This window comes from Embleya sp. NPDC059213 (assembly GCF_042754445.1).
GTDB lineage: Bacteria > Actinomycetota > Actinomycetes > Streptomycetales > Streptomycetaceae > Embleya.
Genome location: NZ_JBHZAV010000097.1, coordinates 18,383 through 33,982, shown reverse-complemented (window position 1 = coordinate 33,982; position 15,600 = coordinate 18,383). Strand labels below are relative to the sequence as shown.

Here is a 15,600-nt window from a genome sequence, read left to right as displayed (position 1 = left end):
GGTGATCTCGATGCCCACTGCGTTGCGCTCCACCGTGTTGCCGCGCACCAGCGTGTCGCACGGCTTGCACTGGCCGACGTAGATACCGGAATCGGCCTGTCCGGAAGCGTAGGAGTCCTCGATGATCCCGCCGCGCGCGTCGAACGCGTAGATGCCGTAGAGCCCGTTGTTGTACGCCGTCACCTTGGTGGCCCGAAACCCCTGCACCATCGGGAAGCGGGTGGTGTCCAGCGGATTGTAGGCCGAGCCGCCGGCGCCGCGCTGTTGCAGGCGCTCGTCGGTGACGCCGGTGAACAGCACGCCGTTGGCGAGGTAGCCGCGGACGGTGAGGTTCTCCACCACCGAGCCGGCACCGGTGACGGTGATGCCATTGGCGAGCCGCACACCGCCGTCGAAGACCACCGTGTTGCGGTCGGTGCCGCGCAGCACCACGCGCGGCGTGGCGACCCGCACGCTCTCGCGGTACACGCCGGGGTCGACCAGCACCGTGTCGCCCTCGCGAGCGACGTCCACCGCCTTCTGTACCGTGCGGAAGTCCTGCGGTACCCGAACCACGTTCCCGGCCGGGTGCCGGTCGTCGGACGACGGGGAATCCGTCGACGAGCAACCCGCGAGCGCCACCGCGACACCGACCAGCAGCAGCGACAGGCGTCGCGGCGTTCTCGTCCGGAGGGCGGCGGGCCGAGTCGTCGGGCGGGGCAACAGGCGTGGAAGAGACAAGAGTTGCATGACAGGTGTTCTATCGTCTGCAATATCGCGCATGCACACCGAACCGAAGAGCCCGCAGGAGCCGGCGCGACCCGCCACGTCCGGATTGGGACGCAGAGCCCTGTTCGCGACCGGAGCGGCGCTGGCCGCAGCGGTCGGCGCGGCGGCGGAGCCGGTGGCGAACCACGCTCGGCCGCAAGGCCGCGGTACCGGGTCCGGCGCCTCGCCGGCGGCGATCCGCTTTCACGGCCTGCGCCAAGCCGGGGTGACGGAGCCGCAGTTGCCCGCCACGCAGATGTTGTCCTTCGATCTTCCGCCGAGGTCCGTCGCCGCGGACCGCGAGACCCTGCGCAACGTCCTCGCCGCGCTGACCGGCACCCTCTCCGGCGCGGCCGCCGGCACGCTGCCCGATCCGCGTCTGCACACCGGAGAGACGACCCGACTCGCGTGCGTCGTCGGCGTCGGCCCCGCGCTCGCGTCCCGGCTCGCCCTGAACGTGCCCGCCGAACTGGCCGACCTGCCGGCCTTCCCCGACGATCGCCTGGATGCGGCCCGCGGCAACGGCGACCTACTGCTCCAACTGTGCGCCGCCGACCGCTGGACACTGACCGTGGTCGCCGAACTGGCCGCCACCGCCGCGCAGTCCGCCGGCGCCGTCCCGCGCTGGACCCAATCCGGCTTCCTGCCCCACACCGCCCCCGGCGTCACGCCGCGAAACCTCTTCGGCTTCAAGGACGGCACCGCCAACCCCGACGACACGGCCGCAGGGCGCTGGGTCTGGGGCCCACCGGGAGCCCACGAGCACGGAACCATCCTGGTCTACCGCAGAATCCACATGGACGTCGCCGGTTTCGCGGCAATCCCCGAGGACCGGCAGAACAAGATGATCGGCCGCCGCATCGGGGACGGCGTCCCGCTCACCGGCACCGCCGAACACGATGATCCGGACATCTACGCCAAGCACGCGGACGGCGCCTACATCATCCCCGTGACGGCCCACGTCCGGCTCAGCAGCCCCCGGCTCGACGGAGGCGCCCGGATGCTCCGCCGCAGCTACAACTACGACGACGGACCGGACGACCGAGGGCTGCTGTTCTGCGCGTTCATGCGCGACCCCGCCCTGTTCACCCGTGTACAAAACCGCCTGGCCACCCGCGACGCGCTGATCCCCTTCATCGAACACCGGGCCTCGGCGGTGGCCTACGTGCTTCCGGGCATCAACCCGGGCGGAACCCTGGGCGAACAACTCTGGAGGTAACACCGGCTCCCCGTGCGGGCGTTCGGGGGTCGGATCCGGGTGGATCCCGGCGAGTCCCGGTGGACCCCGTCGAGCGAGTCGTCGCGGACAATGCCCTGGCCCCCGAACTCCTGTACCGGAAGGTCTCTTTCGTGCGCCCGAAACAAGCCGACGCCGTGTCCGCGGCTTCGCCGTTCAGGTCCTTCGCCGATCGGGTCCGGAGCCGTGAGGAGTGGAAGTTCTTCTCCGTGTTGCCCCGCGCGTCCCCGGGCATCACCGCCGCGTGGTGGGTGCTGATCGTGGCGCGGGGTGCACTGCCCGCCCTGTTCACGGTCACCGTCGCGGCGACGGTGACGGCCGTCGACCAGGACAGGTCGCCGCACGGGCCCTTGATCGCCGCGGGCCTGGTGTTCGTGACGGTGCAACTGCTGGGGCCCCTGCACGCCCAGGTGGGGGCCAACCTCGGTGAGCGGCTGTCCTGTTGGTTGCACGATCGACTGTTGGTCGCCACGACCGGACCGCCCGGCGTGACCCATCTGGAATCGCGGGAACTGACGGACCGGCTCACCGGCGCGCGTGATTTCGACCTGGGCATCGCCGGGCCTCCCATGCACCTGTCGCTGGGCATCATCGCCGGCGGGCTGGTGGAGGTGGTGGCCGGTCTCGGCCAGGCCGCCGTGCTCGCCGCCTACGCCTGGTGGGCCCCGCTGTTGGTGGGCGGGGCCTGGGCGTCGACGCACTGGCTGCTGCGCGAGAGCAGCGTCTGGGGGGATCGCGACGACGGTGAGGTCCTGGACGCCCGGCGGCAGGCCGAATACGCCTACCGGCAGGCCGTGGACTCGCCGGCGGCGAAGGAACTGCGGCTGTTCGGGCTGAGCGATTGGACGGTGGCCCGGTTCACCCGCAGTCGGCGACGGCTGGTCGACCTGCGGTGGCAGGCAACGCAGTTGCGGCGCAAACCGCTCGGCCGCACGATCCTCGTGCTGGTGGCGGCCAATGGCCTGCTGCTGTGGTCGTTGGCCCACGACGCGGTCGCCGGCAGTGTCGGCATCGGTGAAGTGGTCCTGTTCGCCCAGGCCACGGCGGGTGTGAGCACGCTGGCTTTCGGCGGTCTGAGCTGGGCGTTGCCGCCGGCCGCGCACTCGGTGGCGGCGGTGCTCGCATTGGAGACGGAGATGGCCGAGGCCGGGCGACTGACCACGGGCGAGCGGAGCGCGGACGCACTGCCGCGCACGGCCCTTCGTTTCCGGCAGGTCGGGTTCACCTACCCGGGGGCCGACCGGCCGGTGCTCGACGGGCTCGACCTGACCATCGAGGCGGGCACGTCGCTGGCGGTGGTCGGCCTGAACGGGGCGGGCAAGACCACGCTGGCCAAGCTGGTGTGCGGGCTGTACGAACCGACGCGCGGGGCCGTCGAGGCCGATGGCGTCGATCTGCGGGAGCTGGACGTGCGGTCGTGGCGGCGTCGGGTGACCGCGGTGTTCCAGGACTTCGTCCACTACGAGATGCCGCTGCGGGTGAACGTGGCGCCGCTGGGCGCCCCGGACGAGACGATCGAGGCGGCGTTGTTCGACGCGGGCGACGCCGGGGTCGCGGACTTGGACACGATCCTGGCCCGCGGGTACGACGACGGCACGGAGCTGTCCGGCGGCCAGTGGCAGCGGGTGGCGGTCGCGCGCGCGTTGTGCGCCGTGCGCCAGGGTGCGGCTGTCGTCGTCCTGGACGAGCCCACCGCCCAGTTGGACGTCAGGGGCGAGGCCGAGATCTTCGACCGCATCCTCGGGGCGACCCGCGGGTGCACCACGCTGTTGATCTCGCACCGCTTCTCCACCGTGCGGCACGCGGACCGCATCTGTGTGCTGGAGGCGGGCCGGGTCGCGGAACTGGGCACCCACGACGAACTCATGGCCCTGGTGGACGGGCGCTACCGCCGGATGTTCGACCTGCAGGCGTCCCGATTCGTCGCGGAGGAGCCCGATGTCGTCGGCTGACCGGTTGCCGTCCTCCGCGACGGCCCTGTTCCGTTCCCTGCGGATGGGCTACCGGGCCGGTCCCGGCCTGATCGTGGTGGCGTTCGCCGGCAGCGTCGCCGCCGCGGCCCCGGACGCGCTGTTCGCGGTGGGGCTGGCGGTGCTCGTCGACGGCGTGCTCGCCGGCGACGACGGTCGGGTCGCGTTCGCCGTGGTGTTCGTGGGCGTGCTGGCCACCGCCGACTGGCTGCTCAACGTTGTCGGCGACCGGGCCAACCGCCGCTTCGCGGACCGGGCCGCGGTGGTGGTCGAGTCGCATGTCGCTCGGTTGCAGTCCTCGATCGCCACGACCGAACACCACGAACGCACCGACCACCTGGACCGGTTGTCCGTGCTGCGCGATCACGCCGACGCGCTGAGCATGCTCTACCAACAGCTCTTCGCCGGCCTCGGCGCGCTGATCCGGCTGGCCTTCACCCTCGCGGTGTTGATCTCGGTCGATCCCAGGCTCGTCCTGCTCGGCGTCTTCGCCGTCCCGGGCGTGCTGGTCTCCCACTGGCGTTCCGGTGTGGAGAAGACCGCCGAGGAGGCCGGGGCCCGGCACGAGCGGCGGGCCCGGCACCTGTTCGTGCTGGGGACCTCGGCGGGCGCCGGGAAGGAACTGCGCGTCGCCGGTGTCCAGGACTGGTTGCGCGAGAGCCATCGACAGTCCTGGCGGCGGCGGTATGTGCCACTGGCCCGGGCGCGCTGGACCTCGGCGGCCTGGCAGGCCGCCGCCCAGGCCCTGTTCGGCGTGAGCTTCATCGCGGCCGTGGCGTACCTCGCCGAGGGAGGGGTCTCGGCGGCCGGCGACGTGACACTGGTGCTGGCAGCGGGCAGTCGTCTGTCGCACTACGTCGACCACACGGTCACCCAGACCCGGTTCTTCCGCGCCATCTGGCTCGACGTCTCGCGCCGCCTGGCCTGGCTGGAGGACTACGCCCGGGCGGCCCAGGCCGAGGCCGATCTGCCCGCGCCCGGGCGACTGACCGACGGCATCCGGTTCGAGGGGGTGTCCTTCCGGTACCCCGGAACCGAGCGGCTGGTCCTGGACCGAGTCACCCTCGACCTCCCGGCGGGGAAGACGATCGCCATCGTCGGGGAGAACGGGGCCGGCAAGTCGACCCTGGTCAAACTCCTGTGCGGCTTCCACGTGCCCACCGAGGGGCGCATCACGGTGGACGGCACGGACCTGCGCCGGATCCGTACGGCCGACTGGCGGGAGCGATTGGCCGGGGCCTTCCAGGACTTCTTCCGGTTCGAGTATCCGGTGCGGCAATCGGTGGGCGTGGGCGATCTGCCCAGGATCGAGGACTCGTCGGCCGTGCGAACGGCCGTCGATCGCGCGGGCGCCGACGACGTGGTGGCGAAGCTGGACCACGGCCTGGACACGCAGCTCGGGCCGACCTGGGAGCAGGGCACCGATCTCTCGCACGGTCAGTGGCAGAAGATCGCCCTCGCCCGCGGCTTCATGCGGGACGCTCCCGTGCTGCTGATCCTGGACGAACCGACGTCCGCGCTGGACGCCGAGACCGAGCACACGTTGTTCGAGCGATACGCGCAGGCGGCCCACGCCCCGGAGAATGCCTCGATCGGGCGGATCACCCTCCTGGTCTCGCACCGGTTCTCCACAGTGCGGATGGCCGACCTCATCGTGGTCCTGGACGGCACCCGGGTGGCCGAGCACGGCACACACGAGGAACTGCTCGCCCGGGGCGGCCCGTACGCCGAGCTGTACGGCATCCAGGAGTCGTCGTACCGCGCGGGATATCGCCTCGGTGGCGATCGGGGGGAGGACGCCTGACGGACCGGCCGAGGCCGCGCGGGTGACCACCACCCCGGCGCCGAACCGGAATCCGACACGCCCGGTTCGCTCGGGTTCACGGCAGGACGGCGACCGTCAGCGGGAGTCGGCCGACGGGCAGGCGGGTGGTGGCCCCGGTGGCGGTGTCGACCAGGGTGAGGCCGTCCCAGCCGCCGTCGCGGGTGAAGCCGCCGGAGACGTACGCGATGCGGCCGTCGCGGGACAGGGTGACGCTCTCGTGCGGGCCGTCGAGCGGGACGACCCGTTCGCTCCCGTCGGGGGCGCGGATGGTGAGCGATGGACCGGCGTCGACGTCGGAGTCGATCGGGCCGGTGGCGACGACGTAGAGGGTGCCGTCGGGGGCGACGGTGACGCCGTGCTGGTGGGCGTTGGCGGTCATCGGCTCGATGGTGACCCGGCCGGTCGCCGGGTCGACGACGGCGAGGCGCTCGCCCTCGAAGGGGAGCAGCAGGGCGCCGTCGACGGGGCGGACGGCGGTGTAGTGGGGCTTGAGCCACGAGCCGAGGCCGCCGCGGGTGCCGTACGGGGCGACCTCGATCCGCCGGGTGGCCCAGTCGGCGGTGGCGACGGTGGTGACGTCGAAGGAGTCGTGGTCGGTGACGTACACGTGGCGGCCGTCGGCGGAGACGTCCACGTCGAAGGGACGGCGGCCGACCGGGACGACCCGGGCGACCGTACGGCCGGCGGTGTCGACGACCTCCAGGAAGCCGTTGCCGCCGGGCACGTTGACGCCGACGTAGACCCGGGTGCCGTCGGGGGACAGGGCGATGCCCATGCCGCCGCCCCGGTACTCGCCGGTGGTGACGCGGCCGGTGCGGGTGGTGTACGGGATGAGCGCGGTGCGGGTACGGGTGCGGGTGTCGACGACGGCGACGCCCTCGGCGGTGGCCACCCACGCGGTGCCGTCGGGGGCGACGGCGAGCCCGTAGGGGGCGGTGCCGACGCGGACCGAGCCGAGGGCGGCGGCGGGGCCGGGGCGGGACGGGTCGACGAAGGTGACGGTGTCGGCGCCGAAGTCGGTGACGAGCAGGGTGGTGGACGGCGAACCCGGCACGGGCGCGACGGCCGGAGCCGAGGCCGCGAAGGGCGCGGCCGGGGCGGGCGACGGCGCCGGAGCGCGTGCGGGCGGGGACCCGGCGCAGCCGGCGAGCAGGACGGCGGCGAGCGCGGCGAGCACACCGGCGCGGCCGGCCGTGGCCCGGGCGTTCACGGTCGGTCCGGGCGGGAGTCGTCGGCCCGCACGGCCTCGGCGGCCCGCAGGGCGGCGGCGATCTCCCGGAAGCCGCGGCGTTCGGCGTGGACACGGGCGGTGACGTCGTCGCCGTCGGGCAGCAGGGGGTCGGCCCCGTGGGCGAGCAGGACGTCCACCACCTCGCGATGGGCGAGCCCGCCGTCGCCGAGGATCACGGCCTCCAGCAGGGCGGTCCAGCCGAGGTCGTTGACGTGGTCGACGTCGATGTCGGTCTCGGCGAGGACGGCGCGGACGTACTCGACGTGGCCGCGCTCGGCGGCCGGGATCACGGACACCCCGCCGAACCGGTTGCGCAGGGCGACGTCCGGCCGGCCGGGCAGCAGGGCACGCATCATCGGCACGCTGCCGGTGACCCCGGTGACCAGCCACGGACTGTCCAGCCGGGCGTCCTGGGCGTTGACGTCGGCCCCGGCCTCCACCAGCAGCGCGGCGACGGCGACCCGGTCGGCGAGGGCGGCGCGCAACAGCGGAGTGCGACCGGCGGCGTCCCGCGCCCCGAGGTCGGCACCGGCGGCCGACGCCGCGCGCACGGCGTCGAGGTCACCGCGGTCGACGGCATCCGACAGGGCCCGGTCGGCCGGGGTCAGGGGGCGGTCGGTCATCACGATCTCCTTCACGAGGCGGGACGGCAACCCCCATCCTGCGCCGCCACCCCCGCCCCGGCGTCGGCGCCCCGACCGGTCCGACGGCGACGAATGGTGGACGGCGAGATCATCCGATCGGCCGATCCCACGCCCACCCGCCACGCCGCCCGCGCCGAACAACCCCGGCCGCCCCGCTCGGCACACCGGCACGCCTCCACCACCCCACGCCCGGCCACCGCACCCCCGCCGAGGAGTTCGCCGCCCTGCTCGACGCGTTCCGCGACCACCCGTGCTGCGTCGCCGACTCCCGCATCGCCGACGGCGTGGACGCGGTCCGCACCGCCGCCCGCGACGAACCGAGCACGCCCGGTTGCTCGACCGGCCGACCCCGCCCGGCAGATGCCCCTGGTCGTCCAGGGGGAGCCATCGTCCGGGACGGTCACCGCACCGGCTGACCCGGGTCGGCGGGGTCCGCCGCGTCAACCCACCTTCGGGGTGGCCCGGACGCCGGCGTGCAGATAGGAGGAGCCGTCGGCGAGCCGGTAGAACGTCACCGGCATCCAGTCGCGCAGGCCGGGGAAGCGCGTCACGTACACGTCGCCTTCCACCTGACGCAGTTCGGATTCGATCACCGGCTCCTCCTGCCTGCCCATGGCGAGCCCGTTGGTGACGGTGGTTCGCATGGTGAGGGCGTCGTCCCGCCGGACGACCTCCATGCGGACCGCCTCGCGTTCGTACACGCCGAGGTGCTCGGCCACGTCGGCGGGCAGCGGGCCGGCGGCGGGCTCCAGCGGCGGGGGCATCGTCACACCGGCGAGGGAGTGGACGATCTCGCCGTACAGGTCGGCGTAAAGGGCCTTGCTGTCACCGCCGTTGGTGAGCAGGCACACGGCCAGGTCGGCGTCGGGGAGGATGCGCAGGAAGGCGGACTGGCCGAGGGTGGTGCCGTCGTGGCCGTACAGGCGATGCCCGTCCCAGCCCATGAGGATCCAGCCGAGGCCCCACGAGTCGCCCAGGGTGTGGCCGTTGGGCAGGTCTATCTGCTTCCTGCGCATCAGTTCGGCACTGTCGGCGGACAGGACGCGGGTGCCGTCGGCGGTGACGCCGTCGTTCAGGTGCAGTCGGGCGAAGGCCAGGACCTCACGCGGGGTCGAGCAGATCAGGCCGGCCGGACCGGCGCTGCGGACCAGGCCCCACTGCGGGACGCCCTTTTGCTCGTCGCCCCGGCCGAAGTGCCCGGTCGCGGTACGAAAGCGCAGCGCGTCCTCGGGCAGGGTGACGGTGTGGGTGAGGCCGAGCGGCTCGTACAGGCGCTTGCGCATCGCCTGGTCCCATCCGTCGCCGGTGAGTCGTTCGATGATGCGGCCGATCAGGTTGAACCCGGAGTTGCAGTACGACATGGTGGCGCCCAGCGGGTGGTTCACGCCGACCTCGGCGAGTCGTTCGGTGTACTTCTCCAGGCAGTCGTCGCCGCGGCCGGTGTCGACGAAGAAGTCGCCGTCGATGCCGCTCGTGTGACTCAGCAGGTGCCGCAGCGTGACGCGCCGGGTGAGATCGGGGTCGCTCAGGCGCAGTTCGGGCAGCACCTCGACGACCGGCCGGTCCAGACTCAGGAGACCTTCGTCGACCAGGCCCATCGCCACGGTCGCGGTCCACACCTTGGTGATCGAGCCGATCTGGAAGAGCGTGTCGGTGGTCGCCTCGATCCTTGCGTCGAGGTTGGCGAATCCGGTGACGGCCTCGATGACGGTCTCGCCGTGCGAGATGCCCAGGCCGGCACCCGGCACGCCGTGTCGGGCGGCGGCCTCGTCGAGGAGGGCCTGCCAGTGGGCGGCGTCGAGGGGGCTCGCGGGGGTGGTCCGGTCGGTCATGCGGATCTCCTGGGTCGTGGCGGGTGGTGTCGCATCGCCGGGGTCGATCGGGAAGTGGTGGGCGGTCGTGGGGGATCGGTTCAGCCCTCGATGCCGGCCGGGTCCCGGGCGTCCGTGCCGACCGGGTGCCAGCAGGCGACCCGGCGCGCGGCGTCGATCCGCTCCAGCACCGGCTCGTCCGTGCGGCAGCGGTCGGTTGCCCGTTCGCAGCGCGGCGCGAAGGGGCAACCGGGGGTGTCCTCGCCGGGACCCGGCGGGCGTCCGGCGATGGTGACGAGCGGCAGCCCGCGGTCGGTCGTCATGTCGGGCACGGCACCGATCAGGGCACGGGTGTACGGATGCGCGGTGCCGGTCACCAGGTCACCCGTCGGTAGCTCCTCGACGACCCGCCCGGCGTACATCACCAATACGCGCTCACAGACCTGGGACACGACGGCGATGTCGTGCGAGATCATCAGCACGGCCGCACCCGACTTCTCGCGTACGTCCCGCAACACGGCGAGCACCTGCGCCTGCACCGTCACGTCGAGCGCGGTGGTGGGTTCGTCGGCGATGACGAGTCGGGGCTCGCCCATCAGGCCCATGGCGATCATCGTGCGCTGCCGCATGCCTCCGGAGAACTCGCTCGGGCGCATGCCCGATCGCCGCTCGGGGTCGGGGATGCGCACCGCGCGCAACCGGTCCACGGCCCGCTCCGTGGCCTGGGTCCGGTTGTGGCCGAGGTGCACCTCGGCGACTTCGGACAGTTGCCTGCCGATCGTCATCGCCGGGTTGAGCGAGGCCATCGGGTCCTGGAAGACCATCGAGATCGACGTGCCGAGCCTGGCCCGGGCCGTCGGGTCGACACCGTCGAAGGTGATCGATCGTGCGGTGACCCGCGCCGGGTAGGGGACCAGGCCCGCCACGGCGAGCGCGGTCAGGCTCTTGCCCGAGCCCGACTCCCCGACGATGCCGACCGCCTCACCGGGTGCGATCGACAACGACACGTCGCGCACCGCGAGATGGCCGCCGGGGAAGGAGATCCGCAGCCGGTCGACCTCCAGCAGCGCGGCGGGGCCGGTCCGGTCCTCGCCCGCGGGGTGGCCGGCGGCCGGGTCGTGCGCGGTGTCCGACGGCATCGCCGGAGCTTCGTCGGCGGCGGTCCGGAGCCCGCGCCGCCCACTGGCCTGCGACACCAACTCGCCCACCAGGTTGAACGCGAGCCCGGTCAGCACGATCGCCACCGCCGGTCCCACCGCCGACTCCGGGTGCAGGTAGACGCGGTTGAGCTGCTCGTTGAGCAGTCGGCCCCAGTCGTAGTCCGGCGGCTGCACGCCCATGCCGAGGAACGACAGGCCGGAGAAGGCGAGGAGGATGCCCGCGCCGGCCTGGAAGACGAACAGCGCGACCGGCTCGGCGATGTTGGGCAGGATGTGCCGCACGATCAGCCGGAAGCGACCCACCCCGAGGATGCGCGCCGCGGCCACGTAGTCGGAACCCGCCACCGAGGCCGCCAGGTTCTGGACGAGTCGGGCGAAGGTCGGCACGATGCCGATGCCGATCGCCAGTACCGCGCCGTGCGTGCCCACGCCGAAGACGACGGCGAGGAAGAGCACGAACAGCAGTGTGGGGAAGGCGATGAGCAGGTTGACCAGGGCGGTGACCAGGCGGGCGGCGCGCGGGCCCAGGACGGTCGGCAGGGCGCCGAGCACGAACCCGCCTACGGTGCCGATCGCGGTGGCGACGAGGGTCAGTTCGAGGGTGAGGCGGGTCGCCACGACCATCCGCGCGGCGATGTCCCGGCCCAGGGCATCGGTGCCGAACCAGTGCTCGGCGCTGCCGCCCCGCCCGATCGCGGTGGTGTCGACGCGGTCGGCGGTGTCCTGCCAGAAGATCGGCCCGATGATCGCGACGGTCAGCAGGACGAGCACGGCGAACATCGTGACGATGCCCAGCGGTGTCCGCAGGGTGCGGCGCAGGCGTTGGGTGAACGACATGATCAGCTCTCCCGGATCGTGGAGTTCGGGTCGGCGACGGCGACGAGGACGTCGACCAGGAAGTTGATCAGCAGCGCGATCGTGCCGTAGACGAGGACGACCCCCTGGACCAGCGCATAGTCCTTCTGGGTGATCGCCTGGACCATCGTCATGCCCAGGCCCGGCCACGCGAAGACGTTCTCCACCAGGACCGTCCCGGTCAGCAGCCCGGCGAGCATCAGCCCGCCGAGGGTGAGCGATGAGGTCAACAGGTTCGGCAGCGCGTGCCGGAGATAGAGGATCCGGGTGGGCAGCCGCTTGGCGCGGGCGGTACGCATGTAGTCCTCGTCGAGCACGCGCAGCGTCTCGACCCGCACTATGCGCGACAGCGCGGCCACCGGGCCGATGGCGAGCGCCAGTACCGGCAACACGTACGACGTGGGCCCCTCCTTCAGGGCCACCGGGAACCAGTCGAGCTGGACCCCGAAGAGCGCGACGAGGCCCACCGCGATCAGGAACTCCGGGAAGACGGCCACCATTCCGGTGCTGCCGACGAAGGTAAGTTCGAGGCGTCGGCGGCGGCCGTGGCGGGTGAGGATCCCGGCCGCCATGCCGAGCGGGATGGCCACGACGATGGTGGTGGCGAACGCGATCGCGGCGATCTGCATGGTCGAGGGCAGCCGGTCGGCGATGACGTCGGCGACCGGCATTTGTGTGCCGATCGACTCGCCGAGGTCGCCCTGGAAGAGTCTGGTGAGGAAGTGCAGGAACTGGTTCGGCAGGGACCGGTCCAGGCCGAGCGCGTGCTCGCGTGCCTCGACCAGCTCGGGCGAGGCCGACAGGCCCAGCGCGGCGCGTACCGGGTCGCCCGGCACCAGGTGGATCATCGCGAACGACGCGGTGACCAAAAGGGCGAGGGACGTCATCAGTCGGCCGACACGGCGGATCGTGAACGTCACCCACGGGTTGCGCCGGGCATCGGCGAAGCGGGCGGTCGCGGTGCTCATCGTGCGGTCCTTCTCGACGGTGTCGGTGGGCCGTCGACTCCGGCGAGGTCGCACGTGACGTCGACGTACCGTGCGAGCACGGACTCGGGAGCGTTGCGGTCGGCGATGTCCGGCACCGCGATCCGGGTGGTGTGTGTCATGGGGATTCCTTGCTGGAGGTGGACCGGCCTCGCCGGGACACGGCGGCCCGGGGCCTGGGCGCGCGGTGTCGTCCCGGCGCTACATGGGCGGGTGCGGAGGTCGGGATTCGGGCGTCGGCCGGTGCCGGCCCGCCGGCGGTGGTCGGGCAACCGCCCCATCCGGCACGGCGGATGACGATGCCGTGGCTCGACGGCCCTTCGATCGCCCGACGAGCGGGCCCCGATCGGTGCGCGGGCGCGGTCTTCCACACGAGCCACGCGAGGGCAGGTGACGGCACGCGCGAGCGTGCGCCGACGGATCGTCAGTTCTTGCGCAGCGCCGTGGGGACGATGGCCCCTCGGTCGAGGCGGAAGGTGACGCCCTTGCCGAACATGGTCACCCGGGTGTCCACGAAGGGCACGACGTCGACGCGCTTGAACAGCGCGACCTCGGCGGCGCTCCAGTCCGCGCAGCCGGCCGCGTCCGGCTTGACGCGCGCGGCGGCGACCAGGCGCTGGTGGTCGGGATTGTCCGTCCCGCCGAAGTTCATGCCCGCCGGCGGCCGGGGGCCACTGAAGAACGGTACGAGCTGGTCGGGCAGGGCCGCGGTGATCGGCGGCCACGAGACGTCCCAGGCGTCGCCGCCCAGGGTCGAGGCGAGCGTGGTGGCGGTGAACGTGGTCACGGCGACCTTCACGCCGAGCGCCTTCCACTGTTGGACCGCCAACTCCGCTGCGGCGGTGGTCTGTTCACCGCCGCCCGAGTAGGTGAAGCGGATTTCCAGGGCCCGGCCGTCCTTGGTCCAGCCGTTGCCGGACTTCGTCCAGCCGGCAGCGGTCAACTCGGCTGCGGCCTGCGCGAGATCGTGTGCCGGCAGGTTGCCGGCGATGTTGTCGCCGGGGCACATCCTGGGTTCGACGAGTCCGAGCCCCTTGGACGGGGTGCCCTCGCCGCCGGTGGCGACGCTGCCCAGTTGGCGGAGATCGAGGGCCTGGACCAGGGCCCGCCGCACACGCTCGTCGGCGGTCGGGTGCCCGGGGGTCTCGGCGAAGATGAACTGCCCGAGCAACGCGTTCACGCTCTGCGGCTTCAGGCCGGAACCCTCCAGGCGTTGCCGGTCGGGGCCGATCACCTGCGCGATGTCGAGCCGGCCGGACAGGAGCAGGTTGGCCGCGGTCGTCTCGCTGGAGACGACCTTGAAGATCACCTTCTTCGGGGACTGCTCGTTGCTCGCACCGCCGGGGCCCCACGTGTAGCCCTTGCGCTTGACGTAGGTGTAGTGGTCGCCCGGCACGACCTCGGAGAGCACGTAGGGGCCGGTGCCGTCCGAGGCACGGGCGAGGGTGCCCGGCGCCTTCAGGCCCTTGGGACACGCGATGGCGACCATCGAGGCCATCCGCAGCAACATCGGCGCGGGGTCCTGCGTGGTCAGGGTCACCGTGCGGGTGGTGTCGTCGCCGCTCGCGGTCGTGCTCCGGGGCACGGTCAAGCCCAGCAATGGCGACTGGTTCTTCGGGTCGGCGATGTGGTTGAACTCATTCGCGACATCGGACGCCTTCAGCGGTGTGCCGTCGCCGCACGTCACATCCTCGCGCAGGCCGAAGCCGACCCGGTTGGCGCCGTCGACCTGCCAGGACCGCGCCAGCCCGGGGACCACCTGCCCGTCGGCCGCGATGTTCACCAGCGCGTCGTACGCGAACACGTTCATCACGCCCGCGGCCGAGCCCGCGGTCCCCAACGGATCGAGGGTGCCCGGGTCGGACGCCAAGCCGATGGTCACGGTGCCGCCGTCGGCCCCGGGTCCGCTGCCGCCGCCGCTGCCGCCACCGCCGCACGCCGCGGCGGTCAGACAGACCGTGGCGGTGATCGCCACCATCCTGGACGTGGTTCTGGTGGGCGGTCGGGTCGACTGCGCGGATATCGGATCGAACGTGGTCATCCTGCGGGACCTCCTGGGCGGCCGACGGCGCAACGCCGTCGACGGGGGAATGGTGATGGGGGACGCGAGTGGTTCGGCGGGCGGGATCCCGCGTGCGTGCGGCGGGTGTCGGTCCCGGAAGTGGCCCGGGACCCCTGGCCGATGGCAGTGCTACCGAGCCGCGCGGAGCAGATCGTCGATGGCCTGGAGAACGGCATCCGCGCGTTCCTCGTGCAGCCAGACGTGGCCCGCGTCGTCGAGGATCCGGTGCTCGCCGTTGCGGACCGAACCGGCCAACTCCGCGTGCAGCACGGCCTTGACCTCGCTGCACCGGCGGAGCGTTTCGGCGGGCCAGAGCTCGGCCTCGCCCGCCTCCTCCGCCAGCGCGGTGAGCACGATCAAGGGCACATCCGGAAGGCCCGGACCGCTCCGCAGTTCGTCGGCGACCTCGCCGTCGAGGTTCCACGCCTCGTCGATGCTGGTCCGCCACGCGCCGATGTGGTGGTCGATCAGTGGTTCGCGAACGGACTCCGGCCACCTGCCCGAGATCGGGGCGAGCTGATCGACGGCGTGGCGGAGTTGTTCCGGTGTCGGGTCCGGCGGTTCCTGCCGCAGCTGCGCCATCTGCCGGCGCATCCGCTCCCCGTATTCCCGCACTTCCTCGGGCACGTGGGCGAGAAAGTCCTCGTGGGAGGGGTCCAGCAGGAGCAGGCCCGCCACCTGCGCGGGGAAGCGCTGCGCGAATACGCGGGCGTAGGCCCCGCCCAGCGAGTGGCCCACCAGCACGTAGGGGGCGGGTACCTCCGCGGCGTGCAGCAGGTCGTGCAGTTCGTCCGTGACCTCGGCGGCGGAGCGCGGCAGTTCGGCCGAGTCGCTCCAACCGGTGCCGGCGCGGTCGTAGAGCACGCAGGTGGTCCGCTCGGCCGTCCGGTCGTGAATGTTGAGGTAGTCCAGACCGACCATCCCGCCCCCCGGGAGGAACACCACGGCCGGACCCCCGGAGCCGGAGCGATGCAGCATCAGCCGTCGGCCACCGGCGGTGTACCGACGCCCCAGCGGGGGCTGGGAGAGCGCGGCGCGAGGGCGAATTGCTTGCGGTGAGTCGGACATGCTT

The 15,600-nt window shown here is 72.4% G+C and carries 12 protein-coding genes; 3 read left to right on the top strand and 9 right to left on the bottom strand.

The genetic code is table 11. The features are described from left to right. On the bottom strand, positions 1-720 hold a 720-nt coding region (locus ACFXMF_RS29850), incomplete at its 3' end, for a right-handed parallel beta-helix repeat-containing protein (protein ID WP_380020857.1). A gap of 40 nt (positions 721-760) precedes the next feature. Between ACFXMF_RS29850 and ACFXMF_RS29845 the strand changes: the two genes are divergently transcribed. The 3 genes from ACFXMF_RS29845 (at position 761) to ACFXMF_RS29835 (ending at position 5,758) form a co-directional block, all read left to right on the top strand. Further along, complete coding sequence (locus tag ACFXMF_RS29845; RefSeq protein ID WP_360316083.1) at positions 761-1,966, top strand: Dyp-type peroxidase; 1,206 nt, start codon at positions 761-763, stop codon at positions 1,964-1,966. Positions 1,967-2,097: 131 nt separating this feature from the next. After that, positions 2,098-3,936, top strand: coding sequence for an ABC transporter ATP-binding protein (locus ACFXMF_RS29840; protein ID WP_380020855.1), 1,839 nt, complete (start codon positions 2,098-2,100; stop codon positions 3,934-3,936). Next, complete coding sequence (locus tag ACFXMF_RS29835) at positions 3,923-5,758, top strand: ABC transporter ATP-binding protein (protein WP_379988525.1); 1,836 nt, start codon at positions 3,923-3,925, stop codon at positions 5,756-5,758. The genes ACFXMF_RS29840 and ACFXMF_RS29835 overlap by 14 nt, the downstream gene beginning before the upstream one ends. 76 nt (positions 5,759-5,834) lie before the next feature. Here the strand turns inward: ACFXMF_RS29835 and ACFXMF_RS29830 are convergent, their stop codons facing one another. The 8 genes from ACFXMF_RS29830 to ACFXMF_RS29795 all read right to left on the bottom strand — a co-directional run bounded on the left by ACFXMF_RS29830 (position 5,835) and on the right by ACFXMF_RS29795 (position 15,596). After that, positions 5,835-6,989 carry a hypothetical protein gene (locus ACFXMF_RS29830; protein ID WP_379988526.1) on the bottom strand — a complete coding sequence of 385 codons (1,155 nt, stop codon included), beginning with the start codon at positions 6,987-6,989 and terminating at the stop codon, positions 5,835-5,837. Further along, the gene (locus tag ACFXMF_RS29825) at positions 6,986-7,633 is read right to left on the bottom strand and encodes an ankyrin repeat domain-containing protein (RefSeq protein WP_360316091.1); all 648 of its coding nucleotides are present in this window, start codon (positions 7,631-7,633) and stop codon (positions 6,986-6,988) included. Before ACFXMF_RS29825 ends, ACFXMF_RS29830 begins: the two co-directional genes overlap by 4 nt. Before the next feature lie 461 nt (positions 7,634-8,094). Beyond that, positions 8,095-9,486, bottom strand: a complete 1,392-nt coding sequence (locus ACFXMF_RS29820; protein WP_379988528.1) for a serine hydrolase domain-containing protein — start codon at positions 9,484-9,486, stop codon at positions 8,095-8,097. An 80-nt stretch (positions 9,487-9,566) separates the two neighbouring features. Next, complete coding sequence (locus ACFXMF_RS29815) at positions 9,567-11,462, bottom strand: dipeptide/oligopeptide/nickel ABC transporter permease/ATP-binding protein (protein ID WP_379988529.1); 1,896 nt, start codon at positions 11,460-11,462, stop codon at positions 9,567-9,569. Between the two features lie 2 nt (positions 11,463-11,464). Continuing rightward, positions 11,465-12,448: an ABC transporter permease gene (locus tag ACFXMF_RS29810; protein ID WP_379988531.1), complete on the bottom strand. Its 984-nt coding sequence runs from the start codon at positions 12,446-12,448 to the stop codon at positions 11,465-11,467. After that, a complete protein-coding gene (locus ACFXMF_RS29805; RefSeq protein ID WP_379988532.1) occupies positions 12,445-12,588 on the bottom strand; it encodes a hypothetical protein in 144 nt (47 codons plus the stop codon). The genes ACFXMF_RS29810 and ACFXMF_RS29805 overlap by 4 nt, the downstream gene beginning before the upstream one ends. A gap of 302 nt (positions 12,589-12,890) precedes the next feature. Further along, positions 12,891-14,507, bottom strand: coding sequence for an ABC transporter substrate-binding protein (locus ACFXMF_RS29800; protein ID WP_379988533.1), 1,617 nt, complete (start codon positions 14,505-14,507; stop codon positions 12,891-12,893). A 150-nt stretch (positions 14,508-14,657) separates the two neighbouring features. Beyond that, positions 14,658-15,596, bottom strand: coding sequence for an alpha/beta fold hydrolase (locus tag ACFXMF_RS29795; RefSeq protein ID WP_379988534.1), 939 nt, complete (start codon positions 15,594-15,596; stop codon positions 14,658-14,660). Between the last annotated feature and the right edge of the window lie 4 nt (positions 15,597-15,600).

Coding starts and splice junctions, on each gene's coding strand:
- ACFXMF_RS29845 (WP_360316083.1), top strand. CDS start 761: ATGCACACCGAACCGAAGAGCCCGCAGGAGCCGGCGCGACCCGCCACG.
- ACFXMF_RS29835 (WP_379988525.1), top strand. CDS start 3,923: ATGTCGTCGGCTGACCGGTTGCCGTCCTCCGCGACGGCCCTGTTCCGT.
- ACFXMF_RS29825 (WP_360316091.1), bottom strand. CDS start 7,633: ATGACCGACCGCCCCCTGACCCCGGCCGACCGGGCCCTGTCGGATGCC.
- ACFXMF_RS29820 (WP_379988528.1), bottom strand. CDS start 9,486: ATGACCGACCGGACCACCCCCGCGAGCCCCCTCGACGCCGCCCACTGG.
- ACFXMF_RS29815 (WP_379988529.1), bottom strand. CDS start 11,462: ATGTCGTTCACCCAACGCCTGCGCCGCACCCTGCGGACACCGCTGGGC.
- ACFXMF_RS29810 (WP_379988531.1), bottom strand. CDS start 12,448: ATGAGCACCGCGACCGCCCGCTTCGCCGATGCCCGGCGCAACCCGTGG.
- ACFXMF_RS29805 (WP_379988532.1), bottom strand. CDS start 12,588: ATGACACACACCACCCGGATCGCGGTGCCGGACATCGCCGACCGCAAC.
- ACFXMF_RS29800 (WP_379988533.1), bottom strand. CDS start 14,507: ATGACCACGTTCGATCCGATATCCGCGCAGTCGACCCGACCGCCCACC.
- ACFXMF_RS29795 (WP_379988534.1), bottom strand. CDS start 15,596: ATGTCCGACTCACCGCAAGCAATTCGCCCTCGCGCCGCGCTCTCCCAG.